23 protein-coding genes are annotated in these 24,040 nt (G+C 50.0%); 4 read left to right on the top strand and 19 right to left on the bottom strand.

Annotated features, from left to right (window positions below; translation table 11 throughout):
* Window positions 1-89: 89 nt before the first annotated feature.
* The 5 genes from NZ653_07735 to NZ653_07755 all read right to left on the bottom strand — a co-directional run bounded on the left by NZ653_07735 (window position 90) and on the right by NZ653_07755 (window position 4,091).
* Window positions 90-1,274, bottom strand: a complete 1,185-nt coding sequence (locus tag NZ653_07735; GenBank protein MCS7287007.1) for an NAD(P)/FAD-dependent oxidoreductase — start codon at window positions 1,272-1,274, stop codon at window positions 90-92.
* A gap of 50 nt (window positions 1,275-1,324) precedes the next feature.
* A complete protein-coding gene (locus tag NZ653_07740) occupies window positions 1,325-1,741 on the bottom strand; it encodes a PaaI family thioesterase (protein MCS7287008.1) in 417 nt (138 codons plus the stop codon).
* Between the two features lie 106 nt (window positions 1,742-1,847).
* Entirely contained in the window at window positions 1,848-2,486 is a 639-nt protein-coding gene (locus NZ653_07745) for a glycerol-3-phosphate acyltransferase (protein MCS7287009.1), read from the bottom strand.
* Window positions 2,487-2,505: 19 nt separating this feature from the next.
* Window positions 2,506-3,348 (bottom strand): DegV family protein, encoded by an 843-nt coding sequence (locus tag NZ653_07750; GenBank protein MCS7287010.1) that lies wholly within the window; start codon window positions 3,346-3,348, stop codon window positions 2,506-2,508.
* Window positions 3,349-3,401: 53 nt separating this feature from the next.
* A complete protein-coding gene (locus tag NZ653_07755) occupies window positions 3,402-4,091 on the bottom strand; it encodes a hypothetical protein (protein ID MCS7287011.1) in 690 nt (229 codons plus the stop codon).
* A 347-nt stretch (window positions 4,092-4,438) separates the two neighbouring features.
* On the opposite strand from NZ653_07755, the gene NZ653_07760 reads away from it, so the two are divergent.
* Entirely contained in the window at window positions 4,439-6,709 is a 2,271-nt protein-coding gene (locus tag NZ653_07760) for a glycosyltransferase family 39 protein (GenBank protein ID MCS7287012.1), read from the top strand.
* On the opposite strand, the gene NZ653_07765 is transcribed toward NZ653_07760, so the two are convergent.
* Window positions 6,699-7,001 carry a LysM peptidoglycan-binding domain-containing protein gene (locus NZ653_07765; protein ID MCS7287013.1) on the bottom strand — a complete coding sequence of 101 codons (303 nt, stop codon included), beginning with the start codon at window positions 6,999-7,001 and terminating at the stop codon, window positions 6,699-6,701. The two genes, NZ653_07760 and NZ653_07765, sit on opposite strands and share 11 nt — an antisense overlap.
* A gap of 34 nt (window positions 7,002-7,035) precedes the next feature.
* Here NZ653_07765 and NZ653_07770 point away from each other — a divergent pair, with 34 nt between their 5' ends.
* Window positions 7,036-8,013: a glycosyltransferase gene (locus NZ653_07770; protein ID MCS7287014.1), complete on the top strand. Its 978-nt coding sequence runs from the start codon at window positions 7,036-7,038 to the stop codon at window positions 8,011-8,013.
* 58 nt (window positions 8,014-8,071) lie between these two features.
* On the opposite strand, the gene NZ653_07775 is transcribed toward NZ653_07770, so the two are convergent.
* The 5 genes from NZ653_07775 to prmC all read right to left on the bottom strand — a co-directional run bounded on the left by NZ653_07775 (window position 8,072) and on the right by prmC (window position 13,817).
* Window positions 8,072-8,872: an ABC transporter permease gene (locus NZ653_07775; GenBank protein ID MCS7287015.1), complete on the bottom strand. Its 801-nt coding sequence runs from the start codon at window positions 8,870-8,872 to the stop codon at window positions 8,072-8,074.
* A 14-nt stretch (window positions 8,873-8,886) separates the two neighbouring features.
* Window positions 8,887-9,765 carry an ABC transporter ATP-binding protein gene (locus tag NZ653_07780; GenBank protein ID MCS7287016.1) on the bottom strand — a complete coding sequence of 293 codons (879 nt, stop codon included), beginning with the start codon at window positions 9,763-9,765 and terminating at the stop codon, window positions 8,887-8,889.
* An 88-nt stretch (window positions 9,766-9,853) separates the two neighbouring features.
* Window positions 9,854-10,684, bottom strand: a complete 831-nt coding sequence (locus NZ653_07785; GenBank protein MCS7287017.1) for a HesA/MoeB/ThiF family protein — start codon at window positions 10,682-10,684, stop codon at window positions 9,854-9,856.
* Window positions 10,685-10,693: 9 nt separating this feature from the next.
* The gene (locus NZ653_07790) at window positions 10,694-12,979 is read right to left on the bottom strand and encodes a glycosyltransferase family 39 protein (protein ID MCS7287018.1); all 2,286 of its coding nucleotides are present in this window, start codon (window positions 12,977-12,979) and stop codon (window positions 10,694-10,696) included.
* Window positions 12,966-13,817, bottom strand: coding sequence for a peptide chain release factor N(5)-glutamine methyltransferase (prmC, locus tag NZ653_07795; GenBank protein MCS7287019.1), 852 nt, complete (start codon window positions 13,815-13,817; stop codon window positions 12,966-12,968). Before prmC ends, NZ653_07790 begins: the two co-directional genes overlap by 14 nt.
* A gap of 395 nt (window positions 13,818-14,212) precedes the next feature.
* On the opposite strand from prmC, the gene NZ653_07800 reads away from it, so the two are divergent.
* Window positions 14,213-15,517 (top strand): pyrimidine-nucleoside phosphorylase, encoded by a 1,305-nt coding sequence (locus NZ653_07800; GenBank protein MCS7287020.1) that lies wholly within the window; start codon window positions 14,213-14,215, stop codon window positions 15,515-15,517.
* Window positions 15,514-16,053 (top strand): metallophosphoesterase, encoded by a 540-nt coding sequence (locus NZ653_07805; protein MCS7287021.1) that lies wholly within the window; start codon window positions 15,514-15,516, stop codon window positions 16,051-16,053. Before NZ653_07800 ends, NZ653_07805 begins: the two co-directional genes overlap by 4 nt.
* A gap of 249 nt (window positions 16,054-16,302) precedes the next feature.
* On the opposite strand, the gene ltaE is transcribed toward NZ653_07805, so the two are convergent.
* The 8 genes from ltaE to NZ653_07845 form a co-directional block, all read right to left on the bottom strand.
* On the bottom strand, window positions 16,303-17,340 hold the full coding sequence (gene ltaE, locus NZ653_07810) for a low-specificity L-threonine aldolase (protein MCS7287022.1): 1,038 nt from the start codon (window positions 17,338-17,340) through the stop codon (window positions 16,303-16,305).
* Between the two features lie 2 nt (window positions 17,341-17,342).
* Entirely contained in the window at window positions 17,343-18,155 is an 813-nt protein-coding gene (locus tag NZ653_07815; GenBank protein ID MCS7287023.1) for a carbon-nitrogen hydrolase family protein, read from the bottom strand.
* A complete protein-coding gene (locus NZ653_07820; GenBank protein MCS7287024.1) occupies window positions 18,137-18,742 on the bottom strand; it encodes a molybdenum cofactor guanylyltransferase in 606 nt (201 codons plus the stop codon). The genes NZ653_07815 and NZ653_07820 overlap by 19 nt, the downstream gene beginning before the upstream one ends.
* The gene (locus NZ653_07825) at window positions 18,739-18,873 is read right to left on the bottom strand and encodes a CcmD family protein (protein ID MCS7287025.1); all 135 of its coding nucleotides are present in this window, start codon (window positions 18,871-18,873) and stop codon (window positions 18,739-18,741) included. The genes NZ653_07820 and NZ653_07825 overlap by 4 nt, the downstream gene beginning before the upstream one ends.
* Window position 18,874: 1 nt before the next feature.
* Complete coding sequence (gene ccsA, locus NZ653_07830) at window positions 18,875-19,543, bottom strand: cytochrome c biogenesis protein CcsA (GenBank protein MCS7287026.1); 669 nt, start codon at window positions 19,541-19,543, stop codon at window positions 18,875-18,877.
* Window positions 19,544-19,611: 68 nt separating this feature from the next.
* Entirely contained in the window at window positions 19,612-20,889 is a 1,278-nt protein-coding gene (murA, locus tag NZ653_07835) for a UDP-N-acetylglucosamine 1-carboxyvinyltransferase (GenBank protein MCS7287027.1), read from the bottom strand.
* On the bottom strand, window positions 20,882-21,661 hold the full coding sequence (locus NZ653_07840) for an SAM-dependent chlorinase/fluorinase (GenBank protein ID MCS7287028.1): 780 nt from the start codon (window positions 21,659-21,661) through the stop codon (window positions 20,882-20,884). Before NZ653_07840 ends, murA begins: the two co-directional genes overlap by 8 nt.
* 3 nt (window positions 21,662-21,664) lie before the next feature.
* Complete coding sequence (locus tag NZ653_07845) at window positions 21,665-23,785, bottom strand: ATP-binding protein (protein ID MCS7287029.1); 2,121 nt, start codon at window positions 23,783-23,785, stop codon at window positions 21,665-21,667.
* Window positions 23,786-24,040 lie beyond the last annotated feature (255 nt).

Consider the following 24,040-nt stretch of genomic DNA (forward strand, 5'->3'; position numbering starts at 1 on the left):
TCCCTTTTTGAGGTTTCTGGGGGCACATCCCCCACGCCCCCTGGACCCTCAATCTCCCCCACCCTCGTGGGCTCAAGATTCGCCACGGTTTAATGTCCCACCCGCTGATGAGCTGTAAATGATGGCCGTTTGTCCCCATGCCGGCTGACCAGATACTTGAGCAAAGCTCTGGCCCCCAAGTAAAACCACTGAGGTTGACTAAAGAGGAAAGGAATTAAGGCCCTCACGAACTCATCCCGCGAATAAGTAGCCAGCACCCGCAAACTGCGGTGGTTCAGGAGCCCAAGAAGCCGATCGTAATCTTCATTGGAAAAGGTATCTAATAGACACCGAAGCCAGGCATGTAAAGAGAGCTCTCGCTTAAGAGCACGCCATTTTTCCCCTGGTTCAACCCTTCCATCGAAAGTCAGAGCAATAGCAGAGGCTGCTCTTAACCCCGCTACTACCCCCCCAACAGTGGTATTTTTCATGTGCCCGGCTGCATCCCCCACAAGGATCACCCTATCTGCCCCGCATCGGCCCATTATTTCAGTTCCTGGGAGATAAAGGGGAACAAAAGCCGACTGAAAATTATCAGGCTCCCACGCATGGGAAGAGAGAAATTCGGTTAAAACTTTGCGCGCTTCCTCCATTTCATCAGCCGCAAGACCTACCACCCCAGTATGAGGGGACTCTGGTATGAGCCAGAGGAAAAAGCGAGTTTTGTCCCGGTCAAACCAAACCCTTACTTTCTCCCCAGAAACCGGTTTCGGGAAATTAACTTTAGCCTGAATCACCGCAACAATAGGAAGAGACCTACAGCGTAAACTTCTGGCCACAAGGCTTTCTGTCCCATCAGCGCCTACGAGAGCGAAAGAGGACACAGCTTCCTCACCTCGCTCGGTTTCAAAACGAAGCAAAAAGCCTTTTTTCTCTGCCTCCATTTCTTTAAGGCGGTAACCCCAATGGAAATTAACCCCTGCTTCCATCGCTTTCTGGAGGAGAAGACTGATGAGCTTCCGACGTTCCACTACAAGATCCGGCTTCTTGAGGGTAACGGTGGTAGAGGAGTTAGCAGATATAAGTTCAAACTGCCACACCCTATTGAGAATAGTTTCATCAGGAGGGAAGTCTAAAACCTGAAGGAAATAAGAAGTGAGGATAAGGGTGCGAGGAGCCGGATTCAAAAAAGATTCTGCTTCATAAAGGTGGACTTTGGCCCCCTTCCTGGCCAAACGGTAAGCAGCATAAAGCCCAGCGGTAGACGCTCCCACAATATGAACAACTTTCCCCACAAAACCCTCCGGGCCCTTCAGTAAGGAAATTTCGCATTTTAACTAACCATTTAGGGGATTACAAACATGGTGCCGATTGCCTCGGCTATGACGTTGCCTTCGCAATCCTTGGCGCTGGCCTCAGCTATCAGGAACCGCCCACGATCGCGCGTAATTTTGCTCTCTATATGAAGAGGTTCTTTTATCTTGGCGGGCTTGCGGAAACGAATTTCTAGCTTTCCGGTAACCGTCTTTTTACCATGGAAAAGCGCCGCCCACCCTAAGGCTTCATCAAGAACAGTGCTTAAAATTCCTCCGTGAACAACCCCTGGCCAGCCCTGGTGTTCAGGTCCTGGGATAAACTCGCAGCGCGCAGTCCCTTCCTCGTTTTTGAACCTTAATTTGAGGCCTATAGGATTACTTTTCCCACAGCCAAAGCATTTATCGTAATCAGGTAAAACTTCAAAGCCCAGGCTTTCAATCTCCATCGCCCCTCCTCAACACCACCCGATTTTATCAAAACTTTCCTCCCAGCACAAATAGAAAAATTTCACCTTCAGCCGAGCTCCAGGAATGATAAGGAAGGGCTGATTTTTAGCGGGGTCTACCCCATCCGTAATTGTTGTCAAAAAGGACCCTGTAAGCGATCAGCTTTCTTTTGTGAGGCGACGCTTTTATCTCTTCTAGAACCCCTATTCCTGTTAAGCGCCTAATAACCATGAAGATAAACATTACGGCTGCGGCCGCTACATGGGGGAAGGGATAATCCTGGAGCCAGGCGAAGAAAGGTAAAGCTAACACTCCTACAGCTACTCCTAACCCTAAAGCCCTGGCGAAAAAACCGAGGGCATAAAATACGAGAGAGAGCCCCATAGCCTTAGGAACGAGTAAAAGCATCGCCCCAAGGGCCGGGCCCATCCCTCTTCCACCCTGGAACCCCAGGAAAACCGGCCAGTCATGCCCTGCTACCACTGCCACCGCACTTGCAGCTTGAATGTAAGGAGGAAAACCCAGTTTTTGAGAGAGCCATACCGCCGCAGCCCCTTTACCAATGTCCAGAAAAGCCGCAATTGCCCCTTCCAGCTTCCCTACAGAATGCCAGAGGTTGCTTCCCCCTACATTCCGGGTCCCCACTTTACGGAGATCAACTCCTCTGAGCTTCCCAATGATGAAAGCAAAGGGTACAGAGCCCAAAAGGTAAGAAAAAACCACCCACAAGATGCCCTCAAGCATCTCTCCCTCCGAAAATTTTCTACTCTTCACACCAGAAAGCTATACCTACAAGACCGGGGCCAGTGTGTGCCCCCATAACTGGAGTGAACTCTGTGACGAAAAGTTCCGCACAATCAAAGCGCTTCTCCAGTTCCTCTTTGAGGTAAAGAGCATCCTCAAGGGCATCTCCGTGCATGACAGCCATGTGGACTCTGGAACGGCCAATCTTTTGCTCAGCTATCTTCAGGAGCTCCTGCAGAGCCCTCGCACGGGTACGAGGTTTGGACCAGGCATCTACCACTCCATCTTTTATGTAAAGAATAGGGCAGAACTGAAGAGCGGAGCCCAGCAGGGCCGAAGCTAAACCAATCCTACCCCCGAAGTAAAGATACTTGAGAGTGCTGAGGAAAGCAAACACATGGGTTTTAAGGCCTATTTCTTCAACTCGCTTCAGTATGACTTCGGGTTCAGCTCCTCTGCGAGTGAGCCTCGCTGCTTCAAGAACTACGAGGCCCTGGCCAGCGGCTGCTGTATGGGCATTTGCTACATAAACCTTAGCTCCTTCCACCATCTGCGCTGCAGTCTGAGCGGCCCCGTAAGTGGCACTCAAGTTAGGAGGAAGGTGGATGGAAATTATCACTTCGGCTTCTGAAGCCAGAGAAAGGTATGTCCTGAGAAAATCCCCCACGGAAGGAGCCGACGTCTTAGGCAAAGTAGAACTTTCCTTCAACCTCCTGTAAAGCTCCCTTGAAGAAATATCAACCCCATCCCTGTAAGTTACGCCGTTCCAAAGCAGATAAATGGGCACAACTTTTATATCGTATTCCCTAACCAGCTCCTCTGGCAAGTTTGCCGAAGAATCCGTAACAATTGCTATCCTCACCACTTCACCCTCCCAAAAGACCAAAATTTGTTTTCACAAAAAAACCCACCCCCTTAGCTTGGGGATGGGCTCACAAGGGTAATATCTCTGACAAAATTTAGAAGTTTTTCCCTATCCTCTTCCCCCAGCCTTTTCACTTCGTTCACATATCTTACAATATGACCGTTGAAAGCCTTCCCAAGTTCCTTTTTCCCAGACTTCCATATGTACCCAAGAACGAGCCCGGCCAGGAGAAGAAGGGCCGTCTCTGTGGTATTGAAGGAAGTTAAAACTTCCCTAACAACAAACAATGTCTGGGCAGCCTTGCGAATAGTCCAGAGCGCAAGGATCAGGGCCAGGAGTAATTTAGCACAGAAAATCAACGGATTAGATACTCTGGACAGTTCCCCCAGGGTGTCCTTAACGATAGCTTTGGCCCCTTTCAACTCAGCCTCCTTAAGACGCTCAAACAATTCCATACGGATATTCTCCCAATCCTTTTTAGAACAACTGTTAAGGGCATTGAAAGCCAAAAGCGTCGGTTTAAATTTGACTTTGGATCGCCCTGGGGTTTCCTCAGCCCTGTCTACTTGGTGGACTACTTCTAAGTAACCTTTTTCGGCAAGAAACGTGAGAATATCATAAGCCGTCCACGGGCTCACCCCCAGAACTTCAGCCACTTTCGTATAATGGACCGGCTCCCCAGTAGTGCTATGCAGTTCCACTACAGCCTTGAGGAACTCCTGGCGCCGTTTCGTAAGCACTTTTACCCTCCAGCTCTCCAATAAAAATTATAATTCAAGAGCCAAAACTAAGGCAAGCCAAAACTTTGATTGCCATCCCCATGGCCGGTGAATCTGTGATCCACTTCACTGCTCATTTAAAAGGCCAAAAAGAGCTCCCTTCCCGCTAAGAGCACCGATAACAGCTAAAAAACCTATTTCCGCCCTACCCTTGCACCACTTTCCCATTATCTAAAAATCCCTCAGAGCTCGCCTCAGCCCTGTAGGCCCGTTCGTGGGTAAGCGCATACCCACTTAGCTTTAAAGCTTTTTGCTTCCCTAAGCCTCAGTGTTATAATTGAGCCAAAATTGGCCCTACTGGAGCGGAGATGAAGTTAGGTCGAAGAGAAAAATTCTTCTTCACTCAATTTTTCCTGCTTTGCCTGGCTTTTTCCCTGCGATTGTACAGACTTGATTACCACAGCCTCTGGGCAGACGAAGGCAACAGCGTCGCTATGGCTCTCAGAGACTTTTCCTCCATAGCTTTACATTCTGCTGCAGACATTCACCCCCCTCTTTATTACTGGTTTCTCAAGCTATGGACAACCCCCTTGGGTATCTCGGAGTGGGCCTTAAGGGCTTTGTCAGCCTTTATCGGAACCGTCCTGGTGGCTTTAATTTACGCTCTCGGGAAAGAGCTCTGGAACGAGAAAATCGCCTTAACGGGTATGGCCTTAGCTACCTTTCATCCCTTTCAGGTCTATTATTCTCAAGAAGCCAGGATGTATATACTCGTAGCCCTCTTGGGCGCCCTTTCTTTCTGGGGAGCTTTAAAGTGGTGGCGAAAAGAAAGCCTCTGGGCAGGAATCTTATTTGTCCTAGCTACCGCTCTGGGCCTGTATACCCATTACTCTTTTCCTATCCTCCTGATGGCAGAGAATCTGGCCTTCTTACTTTTCCTGTCAACCAATCACCCAAGGAAAAGGGCCAGAGTTAGAGGATACATAGCCCGGTGGCTTCTGCTTCAGGTTTTGCCTTTTGTTATCTATGCGCCCTGGATACCCACAGCGCTGTCAAGGTTAACTTCCTGGCCGGCGATAGCTGAGTATGGAGTTTCTACAGCTTTGTGGGAAACTTTGAAGGCCATCGCCTTTGGCCCTGCCTCTGGATTGCCTGCGATTGCAACCTTAGCTGTGGGCTTAGTTCCCATTATCGGTTCAGTACTGCACAGGAAAGAAAATTGGCAGACCATAGTAGCTCTTTGGGCTTGGCTGTTAGCCCCTGTTTTCATGATGATATTTTTAGGGTTGTTCCGGGGGGCTTACCTCAAGTTCCTGCTTTTATCATCGCCTCCTTTCTGCCTGCTTTTGGCTTTGAGCATAAATGATTCAGGAGGACTGCGCCGCATATTAGGGGCTTTCTTTCTCGCCGGGCTCCTTTTTTCCTTCTCCACGGCTTTAAGGGATTTCTATTTTTACTTCACTAAGGATGACTACCGAAGCATAGCTCGCTATATAGAAGCCACGGAAAAGCCAGGGGATGTCATTATCCTGAATGCTCCCGGGCAGATAGACGTTTTCAGGTACTATTACAAGGGGAAACTGCCCGTATGGCCCCTTCCCCGAGAGAGACCCCCCGACCGCCACAGGTTAGAGGAAGAGCTGGCCATTGTAACTTCCCACCCCGGTAGAATCTTTGCGATACTGTGGGGTGAAAAGGAAGCGGATCCCGAAGGGATTGTGGAGAACTGGCTTGAAAGGCACTCCTTTAAAGTGGGAGAAAGCTGGCGAGGAAACGTACGGTTCGCCATTTACATGGTGCCAGAAAAGCAACTTTATGAAAAAAGCCTGGAAGGAAAAGCTTTCGGTTCCCCAGCACTTTTCCGCCTTACCGGTTGCCTTATAGGGGCACAGGAGGTGGAAAGCGGCAACGTTCTGCCCGTTATTCTCACCTGGCAAGCGGAAAGATCCACTACAAGACGTTACAAAGTAACCCTCCAGCTTTTGAACTCCAACGGGTTAATAGCCTCCCAATACGATGCTGAACCAGAGGGCGGACGCCGTCCCACTTCTTTCTGGGAGCCCGGCGATATAATTATAGATAACATCGGCTTACTGGTCAGACCTGGAACACCACCAGGTCAGTATACCCTCATATTGGCCGTCTACGATGCCGAAACAGGGGAACGTCTGCCAGTACTGGGGAAAGACCATTTAACCCTGGAGAACATAAAAATCCTGAAGCCCTCCCAGCCGCCTCCCATAGAAGCCCTGGGTATAGTCCATCGCCGGAATGCCCGCTTCGGTCCCTTTGAATTGCTCGGATATGATTTATTCAAGCTGGGGTTTGAACATTTAACGGATGCCCCCATTGGGCCTGGGGATATAATAAGGGTAAACCTCTACTGGCAGGCTCTTCTGAAACCGCAGGAGGACTGGTTTGTGGAGCTCAACCTTGTTGGAGGAAACAAAATGGCCTCCGTGAAATCCCATCTGGCAGGCATTGATTACCCCACGTCCCGCTGGGAAGAAAAGGAGATTGTAAGAGGCCAGTTTGCCCTTCAAGTTCCACCGGACGCTCCCCCAGGGCAATATCGCCTTTTCCTTAAGATAAAGGATTTGCCCCCGCTTGAGCTTGCGACCGTGCGAGTCAAGGGTTGATAGGTATGATAAGTTCCTGGCCTGCTTTGATAGAGGCTGGATCCGAAAGTCCGTTGGCTTTTAAAATTTCTTCTTCCGGAACATTGTAAATAGAAGCGATAGTGCTCAAGTCCTCTCCTTCTGATACTCTATGGATGAGGATGGGCTTAGGGGATGGAGTCAAAACCTGCAGGGGAACACCAGGGGTAAAAGTGGGCTTAGGAGTACGCGTGGGGGTTGGGGTAGGCTGCCCAGTGGATGTAGCCATATTGTACAAAAGGGCCAGAACTAAATAATCTAAAAGCAAGAGCATTAGTAAGATACTCCATCGCGAGGATTTCATCGCCATGGCTCCTAAGGTTTCAGTAATTGTAACGGTGAAGAACGAAGAAAAAACCATTGAAAAGCTGTTGATTTCCCTTCAGGCTCAAACTCGGCCTCCTGACGAAATAGTTATCGTGGACGGAGGCTCCACAGACCGGACAGTGGAGATAATAAAAGCCTGGGCTGGGAAGCTCCCCATAAAGTTAATCGTTAGGCCTGGACTGAACATCTCCCAAGGGCGTAACCTGGCCATAAGGGAAGCCTCAGGAGAAATAATAGCTTCCACGGATGCCGGTGTCAAGTTATCAACCAAATGGCTTGAAGCTTTGCTCCGTCCCTTTGAGGCTGGAGCGAAGGTAGTGAGCGGTTTCTTCCTTCCAGATGTGGAAGGCCCTTTTGAGATAGCTATGGGAGCTACAGTGCTCCCTTCTTTAGAGGATGTTAACCCCAGAAAATTCCTCCCCTCCAGCAGGTCTGTAGCTTTCTTAAAAGAAGCCTGGGAGATGGTGGGTGGTTATCCGGAGTGGCTTGATTATTGCGAAGATTTAATCTTTGATTTTAAGCTCCGCAGGCTCTTTGGCCCTTTCCCGTTTGTCCCCGAAGCCATAGCTTATTTTAAACCTCGGACGAACCTGCGGGATTTTTTCCTGCAATATTATCGCTACGCCCGGGGCGATGGTAAAGCTGATTTATGGCGTCTAAGACATCTTATAAGATATAGCACTTACCTTGTGCTGGTACCTTTCCTGCTTTTCTTAGGGCTAAAAATTGATCCGCTGTGGTGGCTTGGCTTCGTGGTCGGGGGTTGGGTGTATTTGCGTAACCCTTACCGCCGTCTTTTCCGGATGATGAAAAACTTGTCTTTGCCGGAAAAAATCCTGGCTTTCCTCCTGGTTCCCGTAATACGAGTTACAGGCGATGTGGCTAAAATGGCAGGCTACCCGGCAGGGTTGCTCTGGCGCTTGAAACATCGGCCTCCTCTCGATTGGAGAAAACGCTAAGGGCATTCTTTACCGCCTGGAAAAAACTTGGCTCCGGTTCCTTTATCCTGCCGGTTTTTTAACCCCTCAGTTTTATATCCCTGCGCTGGAAAATTAAGATGCCCACAGCTATGAAGGTTAGCGTGAGAGCCACGAAAAGGGCCACATGGTTCCAGTTAAGCCCTTCCACCATGGGACGCCCACCGCCATAATAATAGAAAAGGGAAAATTTGCGATAGAGTTCAAACTTCTCCGAGGTAATTCCTATCGCTTCTACAAGGTATGAAGCTGCCGCCAGCCCCCCAGATATCCCTGCTGCAGTCCCGGCACTCTGGCCGATGCTTGTAACAAGAAAGGCCAGCCCTCCAAAGACCAGACTTAAAAGCAATTCGTCCAAAATTGCTAGGAAAATGCGTAAATAGTTGGCTTCCACTTTCACCGCTAATCCACCAGCCCACAGACTTAACCATAAAACGACATGGATTATAAAAATGGCAATTAAAACCGCTGTCACTTTTTCAAGGACTATCTTCCACCGGGGCAGGGGCAGGGAAAGAAGGAGTTCCAGGCTCCCTTTTTCCTCCTCCCATCCGATGATCCCAGAAAAATAGGCTATGGCCATGATAATTGAGAGGACTGGGAAAACGAAACTGAACAGGTTAATTGAAAGATACCCCTCTATTGTCTGAAAGGTGGAGAAGTCCCTCATGAACACTTTGAAAAGGGGATCATCAAGGTAAAGCGACAGATCCTCAAAGGTTCCCTTGACCGCCGGGAAGGCAACGATGGTGTATAAAGCTGTCAGCGACATGCCCACACACCACCAGAAGATAGAGCGCCTCATATCCCTTAAAGTTTTCAGGAAAACTGAGCGCAACATGGAGACCTCCATTATTAGGAATAAAACGCAAGAAATATCTCTTCCAGTGTTGGGTCCTGAATTCTCAAACTTGCGATGTTGTGGCGAGCCAAGGCTCTGATAAAGGCGTTCGGCTCTCCCTTAAGCAAACAAGTAAGAGTTTTCCCTTCAAGATGCAAATTGTTAACATTGGGCAGGTTTGAGAATTCCTCTATGCTCACTTCTTCAGCAAAAATTACTTCAGCCCGACGCATCGCTTTGGCCTTTAGTGTTTGAATGCTCTCTACAGCAACAAGAGTTCCTTCCTTGATTATGCCAACCCTATCGCAGATTTTTTCCACTTCGGGAAGGATATGGGAAGAAATGAACACCGTCCGCCCTTCTTCTTTTATTTCCCGCACGATTCGGTAAAACTCTTGCTGGATTAGAGGATCAAGCCCAAGGGTCGGCTCATCAAGGATTAGAAGGCTGGGTTTGTGCATGAGGGCCTGGATTATACCCAATTTCTGACGGTTCCCATGGGAATATGTGCGGATGGGTCTGGAAAGGTCCAGATCAAGGCGCCGGGCAAGAGTTCTAACATACCCCCAATCAACCCCACCTCTAAGGGAGGCAAAATAACGGAGCAATTCTTCTCCTGTTAAATCCCCGTAAAGGCTTAGTTCCCCAGGCACATAGCCTACCTCCCTTTTCCAGGCAAAATTGGAAGGAGAAACTTGATAGCCCAAAACAAAAGCCTTGCCTCTTGTGGGATTCAAATTGCCCAGAAGAAGGCGGATGGTGGTAGTTTTACCGGCTCCATTGGGCCCCAGATAGCCAAATACTTCCCCTCTTTCCACTTCTAAATTTAAATTCTCAATTCCCTTAACCCGGCCATAATATTTGGTCAACATCTCAGTTCTAATTACAACCATGGGCCTCCTCCTCCGTAAGCTTTGGCTTGAAGGTTCAACAGCTTACCGAAAATTAAGCTGGCTCATAATTTCCACTACCGCCGAAATTTTAAAGTTCCACTATCTCTATGCTCCAGCTTTCTGCATCCGCCAGAAGCAATCGTCTTCTTAGGGGCCTGCCTTTACCCAGAAGGATCTTAATTACCTCCTGGACCTGAACAGCTGCCACCATCATAGGGGTAGCAGCGGGGGTTCCCAGTTCCACTTCTATTCCTTTATCTGGGGGTCTGTCTCCGTAAAGAGCTTTTAGACCTGGATCTTCCGGAAAAATAGTTATAACTTGCCCTAAGAAGCCTGCGATCGCTCCATGGACTAAAGGGATGCCAGCTTTCCGAGCCGCTTCCTCCAGCTTGAGCCTCGCTGGCAAACTATCCAGCCCATCTACCACCACCTGACATCCCTCCAGAATTCTGTCCAGATTTTCAGCCTGAATGAATTCTTTCCAGGCTATTACTTCAACGGCTGGATTTACTCGAGCTATCACCCTTCTGGCTATTTCAGCCTTTGGTTCCCCCAGCACGCTCACATCGCTCAGAACTTGCCGGTTAAGGTTGTGATCCACAAACACATCCCCGTCCGCTACCACCAGGGTCCCGACCCCCATCCGCGCCAAGGACACGCATACGTGTCCACCAAGCCCTCCAAGCCCTATTACCGCTACTTTCGATTGCAAAAGTTTCCTCTGCCCCTCAAAGCCTACTGTCCCGAGGTTTCGAAGGTAGCGCCGGGGCATAAAGCCTGCTTCTAAGGCTGCAATTTCCACATCCTTGAGTTTAAGCCCCCACTTTCTGGCTATGGTTTCTATTGAGTCCACCCCCAGCACCTGCACGCCGCTTTCTTCAAAAGCCATAGCCTTCATGTCTTCAATCAGCTTATTCATTTCCATAGGCTAATCCTCCACTCTTATTGTTCTGATTACGATGCGGCGGGATTCCGGGTCCGCCCTTTCGCCGCTGACAGGAAGCCTCTCCCCTGTTTCCCGAAGATACATGCCCACTTCCAGAATGTAATCCCCAGGAGGAGCATCAGGGGGAAGAACAAGCTCATAGCGGTCTTTCAGAGGCACATTGGGCACCCAATGGGTAGTAGGGTAAAGCCCTTCCAGAGGTTCCTGGTCGTCCTGAGCCCAGACAGGTTTGCCAGTAGCCGGATTCAAGACGGGCCCCAGGAGGTGAGTGAAGACAGTGTAGGACCTTTCTATCGGAGCTTCAGCTTCCCAGAAAAGTTCAAGAATTAAGGTCCCTCCCGGGCGGAGCACAGGGGGCTCCGATACCCCTATCAGGTTATACCCTAGAAGCTTTATCCTGTCTCCGATTCTGGCCGAAAGAGGATATCTTATGTCTACCATCGGATAGACAGGGCCGCCCCCTTTTACTTTCACTTCCCCTATGTACAGAGCCTCTGAATCCACTCTTACCCTCAACCTGTACGTTCCTCCCTCAAAAAGGGCCACCTTAAACTCCACCATTTTGTAATGGTATCCTGGTTCAAGGGAAAAGTAATCTATGGGGAAGGGAGTTCCCAACGGAGAAAGGGCTTCAACCCATAGTGAGGCTGGCTCTTCGAGTTCCAGGAATAATCCTAAGTGGATAGTAGTCCCCTGTTTGCCTCGCTGGTCCATGAGATCGTATCCCAAAATCTTAACCCCGGGAGATAACTTCAGATTCAGAGGGGTGATAGGCATAATTTCTCGGGAAGGAAAAGGAGTTTCCTTACGGTGAGAAAAGAGGTAAAGCGAATCCAGCTTAAAATGATAAGCCAGCACCACTTTCATCCTTTCCGAAAGCCACTTTACTGCAATCCCTTCGGGATCCTGGAGGAAAGGTTTCACTGCAGCTACCCATATCCTCGAATGCATACTGGTTATCCAGCCCAGCTCCGCTTCCACGGTTTCGGGAGTGAAAAGGGGAGAAATACGCGGTGCTGTGTAGATGGGAAAGTTAAGGCCTTTGGGAAGGTAATAGATAAATTTGGGGAAACGGTCGCCTGAGATTAAAATTACCGCATCGCCTGGGCGACCGTAAACCTGGATGAGGCGCAACATGGTGGGTATGTCATCTTCCCAATCCCGTTCTGCATAATACTGAGGCAGGAAAGCAGCCATAGAGATAAATATCACCCCTGTTAAGAGCAAACCCGCAGGACGGAACTTCCCGCCCAAAGCCTCCAGAGAGAGCGCGAGAAGCGAGTAGAAAAAGGGGGCAGCGGGGATAAAGTAGCGCGCTTCTATTTTAGGGACATAAAATATGGGGCGAGGCTGGGTCAAGATCCAAACCGTTAAGGGTTGCAGAATTACCCCGCTTAGAAGCAGAAATATTCCAGGGATAGCTTTGGGCTTCTCTCTTTTAAGAAGATAAACAGGTAAACCGGCAAGGGCCGCGATTACTACAAAGAGACTAAAAGGTAGAAGCCGTTCCAGGTGAGTGGAGATACCTGTGGCAAGCAGGACAGCGTTAAGCTTCAGTGCAAAGCCGAGGGAAGCTGGCTCTTCCACTATTGACCAGGATTTCATCTTCGGAAAAGCAAGCGTTACCCAAGGGACCCACAACAGGGTTACTGCTCCAGTGGCCAGAGCCGATTCAGCCAAAAGCCTACGCTGAATTGGTTTTTTAAATGCTTCCATCAGAATGGGAACAGCGCACACTGGCAGGAGGAAAACGGCTGAGTAAAGGGTGTAAAGGGCAGCAGAACACGAAATAACCCATCCCACCCAGAATTTCCTGGAATTAACGGAAGAGATAGCTTTCAAGAGGAAGTAACCTGAAAGGGTGAAGAAGAGGGCAGCAGGGATATACATTCTCATTTCCTGAGACCACCAGATGTGGAAACGAGAGAATCCCAGAAGCCAAAGGGCTAAAAGCCCCGCTTCAGCCCCTCCCAACCTCCGGACGAGAGGGAAAACGGTGGCTACCGTTAAAGTGGCCATTATGACCGTAAGGTAACGGGCCAGGAATTCGGTTTCCCCTGCAATCCTTATCCAGAACCATAGGAGCCAGAAATATAAAGGTGGATGGACATCACCGGCGGTCCAGAGGGTGGTTTCAAGCCAGCTTTGTCGGACTGCCCATATAGCAAGTCCCTCATCCCACCAGATGTTTTTGTCCCCAAGGGTGTGAACCCTTAGGAAAAAGGCTACAAGGATTCCAAGCAGGACTAAGGGCTTAAGAGCACGCATTGTCTACCATTACTACCCGCATTATGCCTCTCAAATCCGGTAAGGAAAGGATTCGGGCCGAAGGGAAAACCTTGCGAGCTATGGCTTTAACTTTGCGTGCCTGACCCGGACCAACTTCCAGAAACATGGCCCCCCTTTCTTTAAGGTAGGAAGGAGCCTGATAGAGGAGCTTGCGGATAATATCAAACCCATCCGGCCCCCCATCCAGAGCCTCCCGCGGTTCCCACTTTAATTCTGGAGCAAGCTTTTCCAGCTGGGATGAAGGAATGTAGGGTAAATTGGCCACTATAGCTTCCACTGGCTCCTCAAGAGCTGAAAGCAAATCGCTTATGAGAAAGCGGATATTTCCATCAACACCATTAATGATTGCGTTTTCCCGGGCAAGTTCCAGCGCTCGGGGGGAAGAATCCAGAGCGTAAATAAGGGCTTTACCTTTAAGGCGTGAAGCAAGCGCAACAGCCACAGCTCCACTGCCAGTTCCTACGTCAGCTATAGAAAGAGAGGGGAATTTCTCCGCCCACTCCAGGACTCTATCCACTAAAATTTCGGTTTCTGGCCTCGGGATCAGGGCACGATTGTCGATCCGCAGGGGAAGGCCGTAAAATTCAACCTGGCCCAGAATATAGGGTAAGGGTTCCCTCTTCTGCCTTCTCTCCACTAAATCCAGGAAAATCATGACCTTTTCTTCTTCTACCTGAGCATCAATGTGAGCTAAAAGCCACTCCTTTTTTTTCCTGAGAGCATGGGAAAGGAGAAGTAGACTTTCCAGCTGCGGCTCAGGGCAACCAGCTCTTTTAAGGCAATCCATTGCAATTTCCAAAAGCTTCCCAACTTTCACAATTCTGATTATACTTCAACGACTTAGCCGGAGCAAAAATGTGGCCACGAAAATCGCTTGGACTCCCCAGAGGACGGCAATCCATCCGCGCTTAAGAGTTGGCCACTTTTTTCGCCCCGAAGATCACCGGTTCATCCTTTTTCGCCAGCACAGGGAGAAGAATCAGCAATAGCGGAACTTTTCAGAACCAAATTCTGACTTTCGCTGTCCAGAAACTTGGGCGAGTGGCTCATGGTGTGTCTGTGCTTTCCACAGGTCAGATTGGCTCCAGGGGGCCCTGCAGGTCCTATCACCCGGCAATGGTCTTCCGGCTCAGGAACCCTCTGATTTGCCAGAATTTGAATTTATGCTATACTTGATTCAATCAATCCGCACCAAGCTTTAGGGAGAGGGAAATGCGAGCTGTAGATATTATCGCCAAGAAACGCGATGGATTCCCCCTCACAAAGGAAGAGATAGAATTCTTTGTCCAGGGAAGCGTGCAGGGGACCATTCCCGATTACCAGATTTCTGCCTGGCTTATGGCTGTATACCTGAGAGGTATGACCGTTCGGGAGACTGTTGACCTCACCCTTGCTATGGCTTTCTCCGGGGAAGTCCTTAACCTGAAAGATATTGCACCACTAACCGTGGACAAGCACTCAACAGGTGGTGTGGGCGATAAAACAACCCTGGTGGTAGCGCCTCTGGTAGCTTCTCTGGACTTACCCGTAGCTAAAATGTCTGGAAGAGGCCTGAGCTTTTCCGGAGGAACCATTGATAAGCTGGAATCAATCCCCGGCTATAGGGTTGACCTGAGTGTGGAAGAGTTTAAGAAAATGGTTAAAGAGCACGGGATAGTCGTATCGGGCCAGACGGCCCAACTTGCTCCGGCTGATGGTGTGTTTTATGCTTTGAGGGATGTAACTGCTACCGTATCCAGTATTCCTCTCATCGCCAGCTCCGTTATGAGCAAGAAGATAGCAGCAGGGACAGATGTGCTGGTTCTGGATGTCAAAGTGGGCAAGGGGGCTTTTATGAAAACTGTTGAGGATGCTAAGGCTTTAGCTCAGCTCATGGTGGATATAGGAAAAAGCGTGGGCAAAAAGGTGGCTGCCATTATCGCTGACATGAACCAGCCCCTGGGGAAGGCTATAGGCAATGCTCTGGAAGTCAAAGAAGCCATAGAAACTCTGCAGGGTAGAGGACCAAAGGATTTCCTGGAACATTGCCTGGCAGTGGCTACGGAATTAATCCGGCTCTCTGGTAAAGCCAGGGATTCACGGCAGGCAAGAAGTATGGCTGAAAGGGCCTTGAACGAAGGAAAGGCCTGGGATAAGTTTCTGGAGTGGATTGAAGCGCAGGGTGGAAGCCGCCAGGCCGTGGAGAATCCCGAATTTCTCCCCAAAGCACGCTACAAAGAACCGCTTCTCTCCCCTCGTTCTGGTTATATCTCAGAACTTGATGCGATGGAAGTAGGGATGGTTACAGTTCTCCTGGGGGGTGGAAGGGAGAAGAAAGGAGATCCTATTGATTACGCCGTAGGGATTGAGCTTGAGAAGAAGATAGGGGATTACGTAGAGAAGGGAGAGCCTCTCCTTTACATTCATGCTAATGACCTTTCCCGTTTGGAAGAAGCACGCCAGCGGCTTTTGGGCGCTTTCGCTTTCAGTGAAAGCGAGCCCCACGCTCCACCTCTCATATATGAGGTGATACGATGAAAGTGGTTGTTCTTTCCGATATCCACGACCATCTGAACAATTTGAAAGCTTTTGAACCCATCTTTAAAGAAGCAGAAGCCCTTATTTTCTGTGGAGATTTCTGCGCTCCTTTTTCCCTGGCGGCTTTGGCTGAGCTGTTCAGAGGCCCCATCCATGTTGTATTTGGCAATAACGATGGAGATCAGTGGCTTATATCAAGGGTAGCCTCGCGTTTTGGGCATGTTCATCTGGAGGGACCCTTTGCCCGTTTGGAGATAGGTGGGAGGCGAATTTTTGTAGTGCATTATCCCGAAATAGCCGAGGACGTAGCCGCTTCAGGGCGATATTCCTTAGTGTGCTACGGTCACAATCATCAGGCAGCGGCTAAAAGACTTAACCAGACCCTCCTCCTCAATCCGGGCGAGGTAATGGGGCGTTTCGGGGTTTCCTCCATAGCCCTGTATGATACTGAGGTTGACGAAGCTGTTTTCTTCTCTCTGCACGAAGGTAAACCCGTTTTATGGCGCCCTGAGCCCTCTGCTGAAAGACAATATTAACCTTTTTCCCGGGTTTCCAGGTAGTTTTTCATTCCCCTGGCTCTAGGTATTAGCCTTATTCGTGGGGAGGATACATAGGACAATGCCCTGCCCCCGATTACAGCGTGTCCGAGGTCTTTATCTTTAATCTAAGCTTCGGGGAGATTTTATCTCATCCCTTCCTGAGCTTGAGGGCTTTAATGCCGAATGTGATCGCAAATCAATTCCAGCGATGTTCTCTTCTCTTGAAGACAAAGGCGCATTACAGCGTTACTGGGCCCTTTCCAGAACCCTGCGCATCACAGCGAGAGCTTTGTCTATGTCTTCAGCGGTGATCCCATAATGGGTAACAGCCCTTATCTTTTTACCCTCTATGGGTAGCATTAGCACACCTTCTTCTTTCAGCTGCTCCGTAAACTCCCGAGGGCTCAATTTTGGATGGTTAAATTCAAAGATGACGATGTTGGTTTTAACCTTTTCGGGCTCAATCTTCACCCCGGGAAGTTCGGCGAGTCCCTCGGCTAAACGTTTGGCATTCTCGTGGTCCTCAATTAGCCTGTCCACCATTTTGGTCAAGGCCACGATTCCCGCAGCAGCCAGCACTCCAACCTGTCGCATCCCTCCGCCCACCATCTTCCGGATGCGCCTGGCTTCAGCTATGAAGTCGGCAGGGCCGCAGACTAAAGAGCCAACAGGAGCCGAAAGGCCTTTTGAGAGGCAAAACATTACGGAATCCACGTCCTTCGTCAGTTCTCTCACATCTACCTCTAAAGCTATAGCTGCGTTAAAGATGCGGGCTCCATCGAGGTGAACCTTGAGCCCATACCGGCGGGCAAGTTGAGCTACTTGAGAGGTGTATTCAGGGGTGAGAGCAGCTCCACCGCAGCGGTTATGGGTGTTTTCAAGACATATAAGACGAGTGCGGGGGAAATGGATGTTCTCAGGCCTTATGGCTGCTTCTATCTCTTCGAGAGCCATAGTTCCATCGGGCTGGTTGCGGACCGGCCGGGGGTGAATTCCTCCCAAGGCAGCTATTCCTCCTACTTCGTAGAGGAAGGTGTGCGACCAATCGCCGAGGATTACCTCATCCCCACGGCCGCAGTGGGTCAGGATACTCACCAGGTTCCCCATAGTCCCGCTGGCCACAAAGAGGGCAGCTTCTTTGCCCATTTTTTCAGCAGCCAACTCCTGAAGGCGATTTACCGTAGGGTCTTCACCGAAGACATCATCCCCTACCTCTGCCTCATACATCGCTTTTCTCATCTCAGGGGTAGGCAGAGTAACAGTATCACTGCGCAGGTCAATCATCACTAATACCTCCTTACAATCGCTCTATAAGTTTCGGGCTGGCGCCACTGGAGGAGCTGAGTCTCCTCTCTTCTCTTACGCATCTCATCCAGTTCTAAGGTGGCGATGGCATAACCCTCTATCGGCTCATCGATGATCGTGCGTACCTGGCCATCGGGGCCCACTGCCATGCTTTTGCCCCCGAAGGAGTAGGTGTAGTCTTCTCCTACCCTGTTTACGGCTACCATAAAGGTGGAATTCTCATAAGCGCGAGCTTTAATGTAAGTTTCCCACTCGTCCATAGCCGTTGATTCCCAGTTAGCCAGGACGCATATAAGTTCTGCTCCGTTAAGGGTGAGGGAGCGAGCTACTTCTGGAAAGGCCAGGTCCCAGCCAATCATAATCCCTATTATTCCCAGGCTTGTTTCAAAGACGGGATAGCGGAATCCCGACCGAAAAGCCATCCTCTCCTCGCCTCTAAGGTGCACTTTACGGTAGTCCCCTATGATTTCTCCGTCGGGCCCCAGGAGCACTGCAGCATTGTATATTATGCTTTCCACTTTCTCCTTCAGAGGCATTCCGAAAAGGACATGAACGCTGAATTCCGAGGCTTTTCGGGAAATCACATTTACCGTGTGCCCCGGGACCCGGTCAGCCATTTCGGTGAAGCGAACCCCACATTCATAGCCGGTTACAGCCAGTTCAGGGAAGACGATGAGGTCAACTTTCTGCTCCAGAGCTATGCGCTCTATATAGTCCACCATCCTGGCCAGGTTGGTTTCGGGCTCTGAGACCCGGGGGTGCATCTGGACAAGGGCTACTGTGATGGGAGCCATCTTTTTACCTCCTCTTTCTTTCGGACTTCTTCCAGCTCTTCCGGGGTGTTAATGTTTACAAAAGAGGAGAGCGCAGGGTCAAAGAGGCGAATAATGTCTTCTTCCACGTAGCGGACCCTCACTGCCGGTAAGAAGAGGAGGATTTTATCCTCTTCTTCTGCCAGAAGCTTTTCAATAGGGCCGAGGCAATTTTTGGAGTAAACTGCATGGAGGGGCTCAGGCCCCCTTTTTAAAAGAGGCATGACTACATCATAATGAGGGGCCAGGGCAGCCAGGTAGCGGAGAAGGTCCAAGTTTAAAAAGGGCATATCGCATGCTACCACAAGGCAATGATGAGAGTAAGCTTCCCTGAGGGCAGAATATATCCCTACCAGGGAGCTGTATCTGTGAACAACATCTTTTACGACCCTGACCCCGGTAAAGTTGAAGATTTCCGGGCTTTTGGCCACTATGAACACATCATCCGATAGAGCCTTCACTCTGTGAAGGATGTGTTCAATTAGGGGGCGACCATGCCAGGGTGCAAGGGCTTTATTGAAGCCCATCCGGGAACTGAGCCCCCCCGCTAAGATGGCCACGCTTATCATTCCTCTTTCCTTCTGGTCTCTTTAAAGGCTTTGAGTTCTTTCTCCAGCTGTGCCTGCCTCCGTTCAATGCTCAAAACCAGAATGAAAAGGATCAACCACACCACAGCATAGGCAGCGAAGAGGTAACCCATCTCACTCTCCTCCCCGTATCTTCTCTACTTCGGCCCTGAGGCTTTCGAGAGCCAAACGCTGGAAGAGGATGACAAAATAAAGGAGGGTGAAGGCTGCCAGACAGAAAAGCAGGGTCCATAGCATTTTGGGGGTAAGAGCAAAGCCTTCGCTGGAGAAAATAACGGGGTGAATGGTCCTCCACCAGCGAATGGCAAAAAAGTCCAGGGGTACAGAAGCAAAGCCAGCGATTCCAAAAACTGATGCCAGCCTGGCTCTGCGGTGAGGATCTTCCACCATTGCCCTCAGCATTATATAGGCCACGTAAATTACCCAAACTACAGCCGAAAGGGTAAGCCTCGGGTCCCAGGTCCACCATGTGTTCCATACTGGCCTGGCCCAAATGGAACCGGTGATGATGGCTATGCTCATAAAGGCGATGCCAATTTCAGCCGACGATAGGGCCAGGCGGTCCCATTTGAGGTCCCTTTTCCACAGGTAAAGGATTCCTCCAAGAAACGTAACAAAGAAGGCGAAAAAGCCGACCCATGCTGAGGGGACATGGAAGTAGAAGATACGCTGAACGTGGCCCATGGTGGCTTCAGTTGGGGCGAAGATAAGAGCCATATACAATCCTCCGATTACCCCAATGGCTGTTATCAGGATAAGGATACCCTTCCAGCGCAGCCCCATCCCTGCCTCCTTCCAGTTTTGTGGGTATTATAGCATTGCTCAGGGCCCTGGCAAGCCAAGGCAAGGGGTCAGCTCACCCGTTCTATTCTTGCTCCAAGGCTCTTGAGCTTTTCGTCTATGTTTTCATAGCCCCGGTCAACCTGTTCAATGTTTGATATTTCGCTCCGCCCTCTGGCACAGAGGGCCGCTATGATGAGAGCCATTCCCGCTCTTATATCGGGGCTTGAAACCTGCTCCCCGCGAAGCCTGGATGGCCCCACCACCACTGCCCGGTGGGGGTCGCACAAGATTATCCTGGCCCCCATGGCGATGAGTTTATCCACAAAGAAAAGCCTGCTTTCAAACATTTTCTCAAAGAAAAGGACCGTTCCACAAGCCTGGGTGGCCGTAACTATAGCGATGCTCATCAGGTCAGCGGGGAAAGCTGGCCACGGCCCATCTTCAATTTTAGGAATGGAGCCATCCATTTCATCCTTCACCACCATTTCTTGTTCCGCCGGAACCAGGATGTCCTCCCCTCTCACTTCCACCTTTACCCCCAACCTTTCAAAGACCATCAGGGACATCCGCATGTTCTCGGGGACTGCTTTTCTTATGAGGATTTGCCCTCTTGTAGCAGCTGCCAGCCCTATAAAACTTCCCACTTCTATATGGTCGGAGGGGATTTCAAAAGTTGTGCCGTGAAGCCTGTCTACCCCTTCTACTATCAGAACATTGGACCCTATACCTGAAATTTTTGCTCCCATCTGATTGAGACAGCGGGCGAGATCCTGGACATGAGGCTCGGAAGCCGCATTGCGGATTACTGTAGTGCCCTTGGCTAAGACAGCAGCCATGAGGACGTTCTCAGTGCCAGTGACGCTGGCTTCGTCTAATAAGATATCAGCTCCCTGGAGGCTGTCAGCGCTCAAGTAATACCTGGCATCTATGTCCACTTCAGCCCCCATGGCTTGAAAAGCTAAGAAGTGGGTGTCAAGCCTCCTGCGCCCAATCACATCCCCTCCGGGTGGGCCGAGCTTGACTCTGCCACAACGAGCCAGCATTGGGCCAGCCAGGAGTATAGAAGCCCTTATCTGGCGGCAAAGATCCTCCCTTAAAGAGGTTTTCCTCAAATTTTGAGCTTTCAGGATTACTCCCTTTTCTTCTGTGAAGCTTATTTCCACCCCCAGGTCTTCCAGCAGGGCCAACATGGTTTTAACATCGCCTATGAAGGGCACGTTCTTAAGGACCAGGGGCTCATCGGTGAGTAAAGAAGCTGCCAGCAACGGTAAAGCCGCATTCTTGTTCCCGCTAGGGGTAACTTCCCCTTCAAGAGGGATTCCTCCTTCAATGATAAATTTAGCCATTGCCTTGCCCCTCCACGTAAATTTTATCCCCTCGGCGCAGGTTGAAAGTGCGAGCTGCGTTTCCCTGACGAATAGCTATCTCCAGGTAGCCAGTGCTTCCTATGTAGGCTACGGGTTCGCCTATGGCAACATCGGCAAAGGTTTTCTTCAAGCCCTGGATTTGATAGTCAGCCACTCTTATGACCACTCCTTCCTTCAAGTCTTCGGCCTTTAAGTTGGTTATCAGGTTGCCGAAGCGGTCTATGTGAAGGATGTGGCCCACGATGGTGCCATCGGGAAGCTTTGAAGGGCAAGGCCAGTCCATAAGGATAGGGTCTTCAATAGCTATTCCTATTTCTTCCAGGGGCACACCGAGGGAAATATGAGCTGCCGTTGGAGCAAAAATATCCCGGCCGTGAAAGGTATAGCTAACCTGAGGAAGCCAGTAACGGGGATTGTTCAGAGAGATTACCCTGCGAACCTGTCCACGCTTGAGGATAGGGGTTAAAAGGCCGTTATCTGGAGCCAGAAATATGGCTCGGGTTGTCTCCACGGCGATAGCTCTTCGAGCCGTGCCCACTCCTGGGTCCACCACTGCTACATGGATTGAGCCTGGCGGGAAATAGGGCCAGGAGGCATCCAGCAGGAAAGCAGCGGTTAATATATCCTGGGGGGGGACCTCATGGGTTATATCCACGATGGTAACAGTAGGGTTTATGGACAAAATTACCCCTTTCATTACCCCCACAAAATTATCCGAGAGGCCAAAGTCCGTAAGGAGTGTGATAACCATAGGTTACTTCTCTCCAGCCTCTAAAGCCGGAAAGTAAATGTAAAAGGCTGCGCCTTCCCCAGGGGCACTTTTGACCTCTATCCAGCCCCGGTTTTGCTTCACAATGCTGTAAACAACGCTCAGGCCCAGTCCTGTCCCAGCTCCAGGCTCTTTGGTGGTGAAAAAGGGCTCAAAGATATGCTCCATCACTTCCGGGCTTATCCCCACTCCTGTATCTTTAACCAGAAGGCGGACAAACTTTCCTGGGTAGGCTTCGGGGTGGGTCAAGGCTTCTTCCTCGAGCTGGACGTTTTCCGTTTTTACAATCAGCTGGCCGCCAGAGGGCATGGCGTCCTTCGCGTTCATCACGAGGTTAATCAGGATTTGCTCAGCATGACTTTTATTGATTTCTATCGGATAGAGTTCGGGAGCCAGGTCTAATATTAACTCCACTTTCTGCCCTAAAATTCGGACTACCAGGCTTTCCATCTCCCGAATTATAGCATTAAGGTTAATAACTTCGGAGGTCAGAGGTTCTTTTCGGCCGAAAAGGAGGAGTTGCTTTACCAGGTTTGAAGCTTTCTCACAGGCTTTTCGGATTTCCTCCAGCAGGGCACGGTTATTCTGAAGGGAGATGGCTCCGGTGAGAAGTAGCTCAGTGCCCGCCAGGATTGGAGCGAGGAGGTTGTTGAAATCATGAGCTATAGCCAGAGCCATTCGTCCGGCTGTCTCCATCTTCTGGGCTTTCACGTAAAAGCGTTCCGCCCGCCGAAGCTCGGTCACATCTCTGGCTATGCAAAGAGCTCCGTCCGGCAATGGGTAAAGCCGCATTTCAAAGATTTTTTCCCCTTCCGGGGTCTGGCAAGGGATGGATATAGTTTGAATGGTATTTCTTTCAAAAGTGCGAATTAAAGTCTGGTAAAAGTCGGAGAAAATCGGTTCTTTGAGGCAGTCCTCTAAGTTTTTTCCAAGAAGTTCTTCGACCCTTGCTCCCAAAAACCGTGCGCCGGTTTCGTTAACCTGTCTGAGTTTTAAATTGCGATCGATAACCAGGAGCCCATCGGTTATGGAGTTAATGAGCATGCGATGCCATTTCTCGCTTTCCTCTAAAGCTTTAAGGCTTTCCTCAAGAGAAGTCAATAAGGCATTAATTCTATTCTCAAGTTCTGTCAGCTCATCTTTCCCTTCCACCGCAACCCTGGCTGAGATGTTGCCCGAAAGAGCAATGGCCCTGAGCCCCTCAGAAAGCCTGGTCAACCGGGACAGCAGATGCCAACGGAGGAAAATAAGAATAGAGCCCCCGAACACGAGACCGATAAGGAGATTAAGGAGGGAGAAGAGAAAGAAGAGGATTTGGCTTTGACGGTATAGCTCTCTGGGCATGGTCACTTTAAGTACCAGGGCTGGCTGACCGTAAAGGTCGTTGAGGAGAGCAAACGCTTCCATGGTCCTGGAATCCGGAAAGCGCAGGGCAAAAGTTTTGCCTTCTACGAGCTCGCGAGGTGTTTGAAGTTCGGAAGGCGCGAAAATGGAAACGGGGAAGCGAACTACCTGGGAAATTCTTTCCGCCCAGGTCTGATCAAGGTAATAACCTATCACGAAAGTTCCCATTATGGGGCCCTCTTCCAGGCTGGTCACTATGGGATGAACGGCAACAAGCATGAAGTCTGAAGATAGAGTGATGACGCCAACTTTACCTTCTTTGGGACTCGGATGGAAGAGGAGAGGACTTCCAGCAGAAAAGTGTTTCTTCCATCCGTTCGGCAAAGGGGTTTCCCTGTGCAGTTCAAGGTCATAGGCTTTGCCAAAGACAAGTTCCCCGGAATGGTTCAGGAAAAGAATAAGGTTTACCCCAAGGCCCTCGAAGGTTTCGTCTACGAGGTTTGATTTGATGTACTCCTCTGTGGGTTTTTGAATGAAGTTGTAGGTATCATCCCATGCTGCCCAATCTTCGGCCAGAGCTGCGAGGTTTTGCTTTTGGTTTTCCATAAGGGAGGTAGCTCGTTCTATATTTCTACTGGCGTATTGCTCCTCCAGGCGGGCGAAATTGTAAAAGAAGAAAGCCCTTGAGGCAAGATAAAAGGCGAGGAGCTGAAATGCCAAAAGGAAGGCGATAATGGCTAAAATTTTTCTGGATAAGTTCATATGTCCCCCCGGCCAAGATAGACTGGCTTAATTATAGAGCCGCGATTACAAATTCGCAACTATCACTTTGTTTATTGGTTTTTTGGTGTTACCGAGGGTTACACGGTTGCGCTTATGAAATCCGGCACAGGCGTGGTGTGGAAGTGATTCTTTCCAGGGAGCGAAGGGTGCTTTAGTTGCAGTGGCACTAGAGAAAGAGGTTTTTCCCCACCCTCGGGGGCTCAGGGTTCGCCACGGTTTTGGGTCCCACTCGTG

The sequence above is a fragment of the Anaerolineae bacterium genome (assembly GCA_025062375.1).
Classification (GTDB): Bacteria; Chloroflexota; Anaerolineae; order SpSt-600; family SpSt-600; genus SpSt-600.

What these genes read in the sequence shown, in the direction of transcription:
- NZ653_07790 (MCS7287018.1), bottom strand. Translation starts at nt 12,979, where the DNA reads ATGCGTGCTCTTAAGCCCTTAGTCCTGCTTGGAATCCTTGTAGCCTTT.
- NZ653_07845 (MCS7287029.1), bottom strand. Translation starts at nt 23,785, where the DNA reads ATGAACTTATCCAGAAAAATTTTAGCCATTATCGCCTTCCTTTTGGCA.
- NZ653_07825 (MCS7287025.1), bottom strand. Translation starts at nt 18,873, where the DNA reads ATGGGTTACCTCTTCGCTGCCTATGCTGTGGTGTGGTTGATCCTTTTC.
- NZ653_07745 (MCS7287009.1), bottom strand. Translation starts at nt 2,486, where the DNA reads ATGCTTGAGGGCATCTTGTGGGTGGTTTTTTCTTACCTTTTGGGCTCT.
- NZ653_07740 (MCS7287008.1), bottom strand. Translation starts at nt 1,741, where the DNA reads ATGGAGATTGAAAGCCTGGGCTTTGAAGTTTTACCTGATTACGATAAA.
- NZ653_07760 (MCS7287012.1), top strand. Translation starts at nt 4,439, where the DNA reads ATGAAGTTAGGTCGAAGAGAAAAATTCTTCTTCACTCAATTTTTCCTG.
- NZ653_07800 (MCS7287020.1), top strand. Translation starts at nt 14,213, where the DNA reads ATGCGAGCTGTAGATATTATCGCCAAGAAACGCGATGGATTCCCCCTC.
- NZ653_07805 (MCS7287021.1), top strand. Translation starts at nt 15,514, where the DNA reads ATGAAAGTGGTTGTTCTTTCCGATATCCACGACCATCTGAACAATTTG.
- murA (MCS7287027.1), bottom strand. Translation starts at nt 20,889, where the DNA reads ATGGCTAAATTTATCATTGAAGGAGGAATCCCTCTTGAAGGGGAAGTT.
- NZ653_07815 (MCS7287023.1), bottom strand. Translation starts at nt 18,155, where the DNA reads ATGGCTCCCATCACAGTAGCCCTTGTCCAGATGCACCCCCGGGTCTCA.
- NZ653_07775 (MCS7287015.1), bottom strand. Translation starts at nt 8,872, where the DNA reads ATGTTGCGCTCAGTTTTCCTGAAAACTTTAAGGGATATGAGGCGCTCT.
- NZ653_07785 (MCS7287017.1), bottom strand. Translation starts at nt 10,684, where the DNA reads ATGAATAAGCTGATTGAAGACATGAAGGCTATGGCTTTTGAAGAAAGC.
- NZ653_07770 (MCS7287014.1), top strand. Translation starts at nt 7,036, where the DNA reads ATGGCTCCTAAGGTTTCAGTAATTGTAACGGTGAAGAACGAAGAAAAA.
- NZ653_07820 (MCS7287024.1), bottom strand. Translation starts at nt 18,742, where the DNA reads ATGATAAGCGTGGCCATCTTAGCGGGGGGGCTCAGTTCCCGGATGGGC.
- NZ653_07765 (MCS7287013.1), bottom strand. Translation starts at nt 7,001, where the DNA reads ATGCTCTTGCTTTTAGATTATTTAGTTCTGGCCCTTTTGTACAATATG.
- NZ653_07840 (MCS7287028.1), bottom strand. Translation starts at nt 21,661, where the DNA reads ATGGTTATCACACTCCTTACGGACTTTGGCCTCTCGGATAATTTTGTG.
- ltaE (MCS7287022.1), bottom strand. Translation starts at nt 17,340, where the DNA reads ATGATTGACCTGCGCAGTGATACTGTTACTCTGCCTACCCCTGAGATG.
- NZ653_07780 (MCS7287016.1), bottom strand. Translation starts at nt 9,765, where the DNA reads ATGGTTGTAATTAGAACTGAGATGTTGACCAAATATTATGGCCGGGTT.
- ccsA (MCS7287026.1), bottom strand. Translation starts at nt 19,543, where the DNA reads ATGGGGCTGCGCTGGAAGGGTATCCTTATCCTGATAACAGCCATTGGG.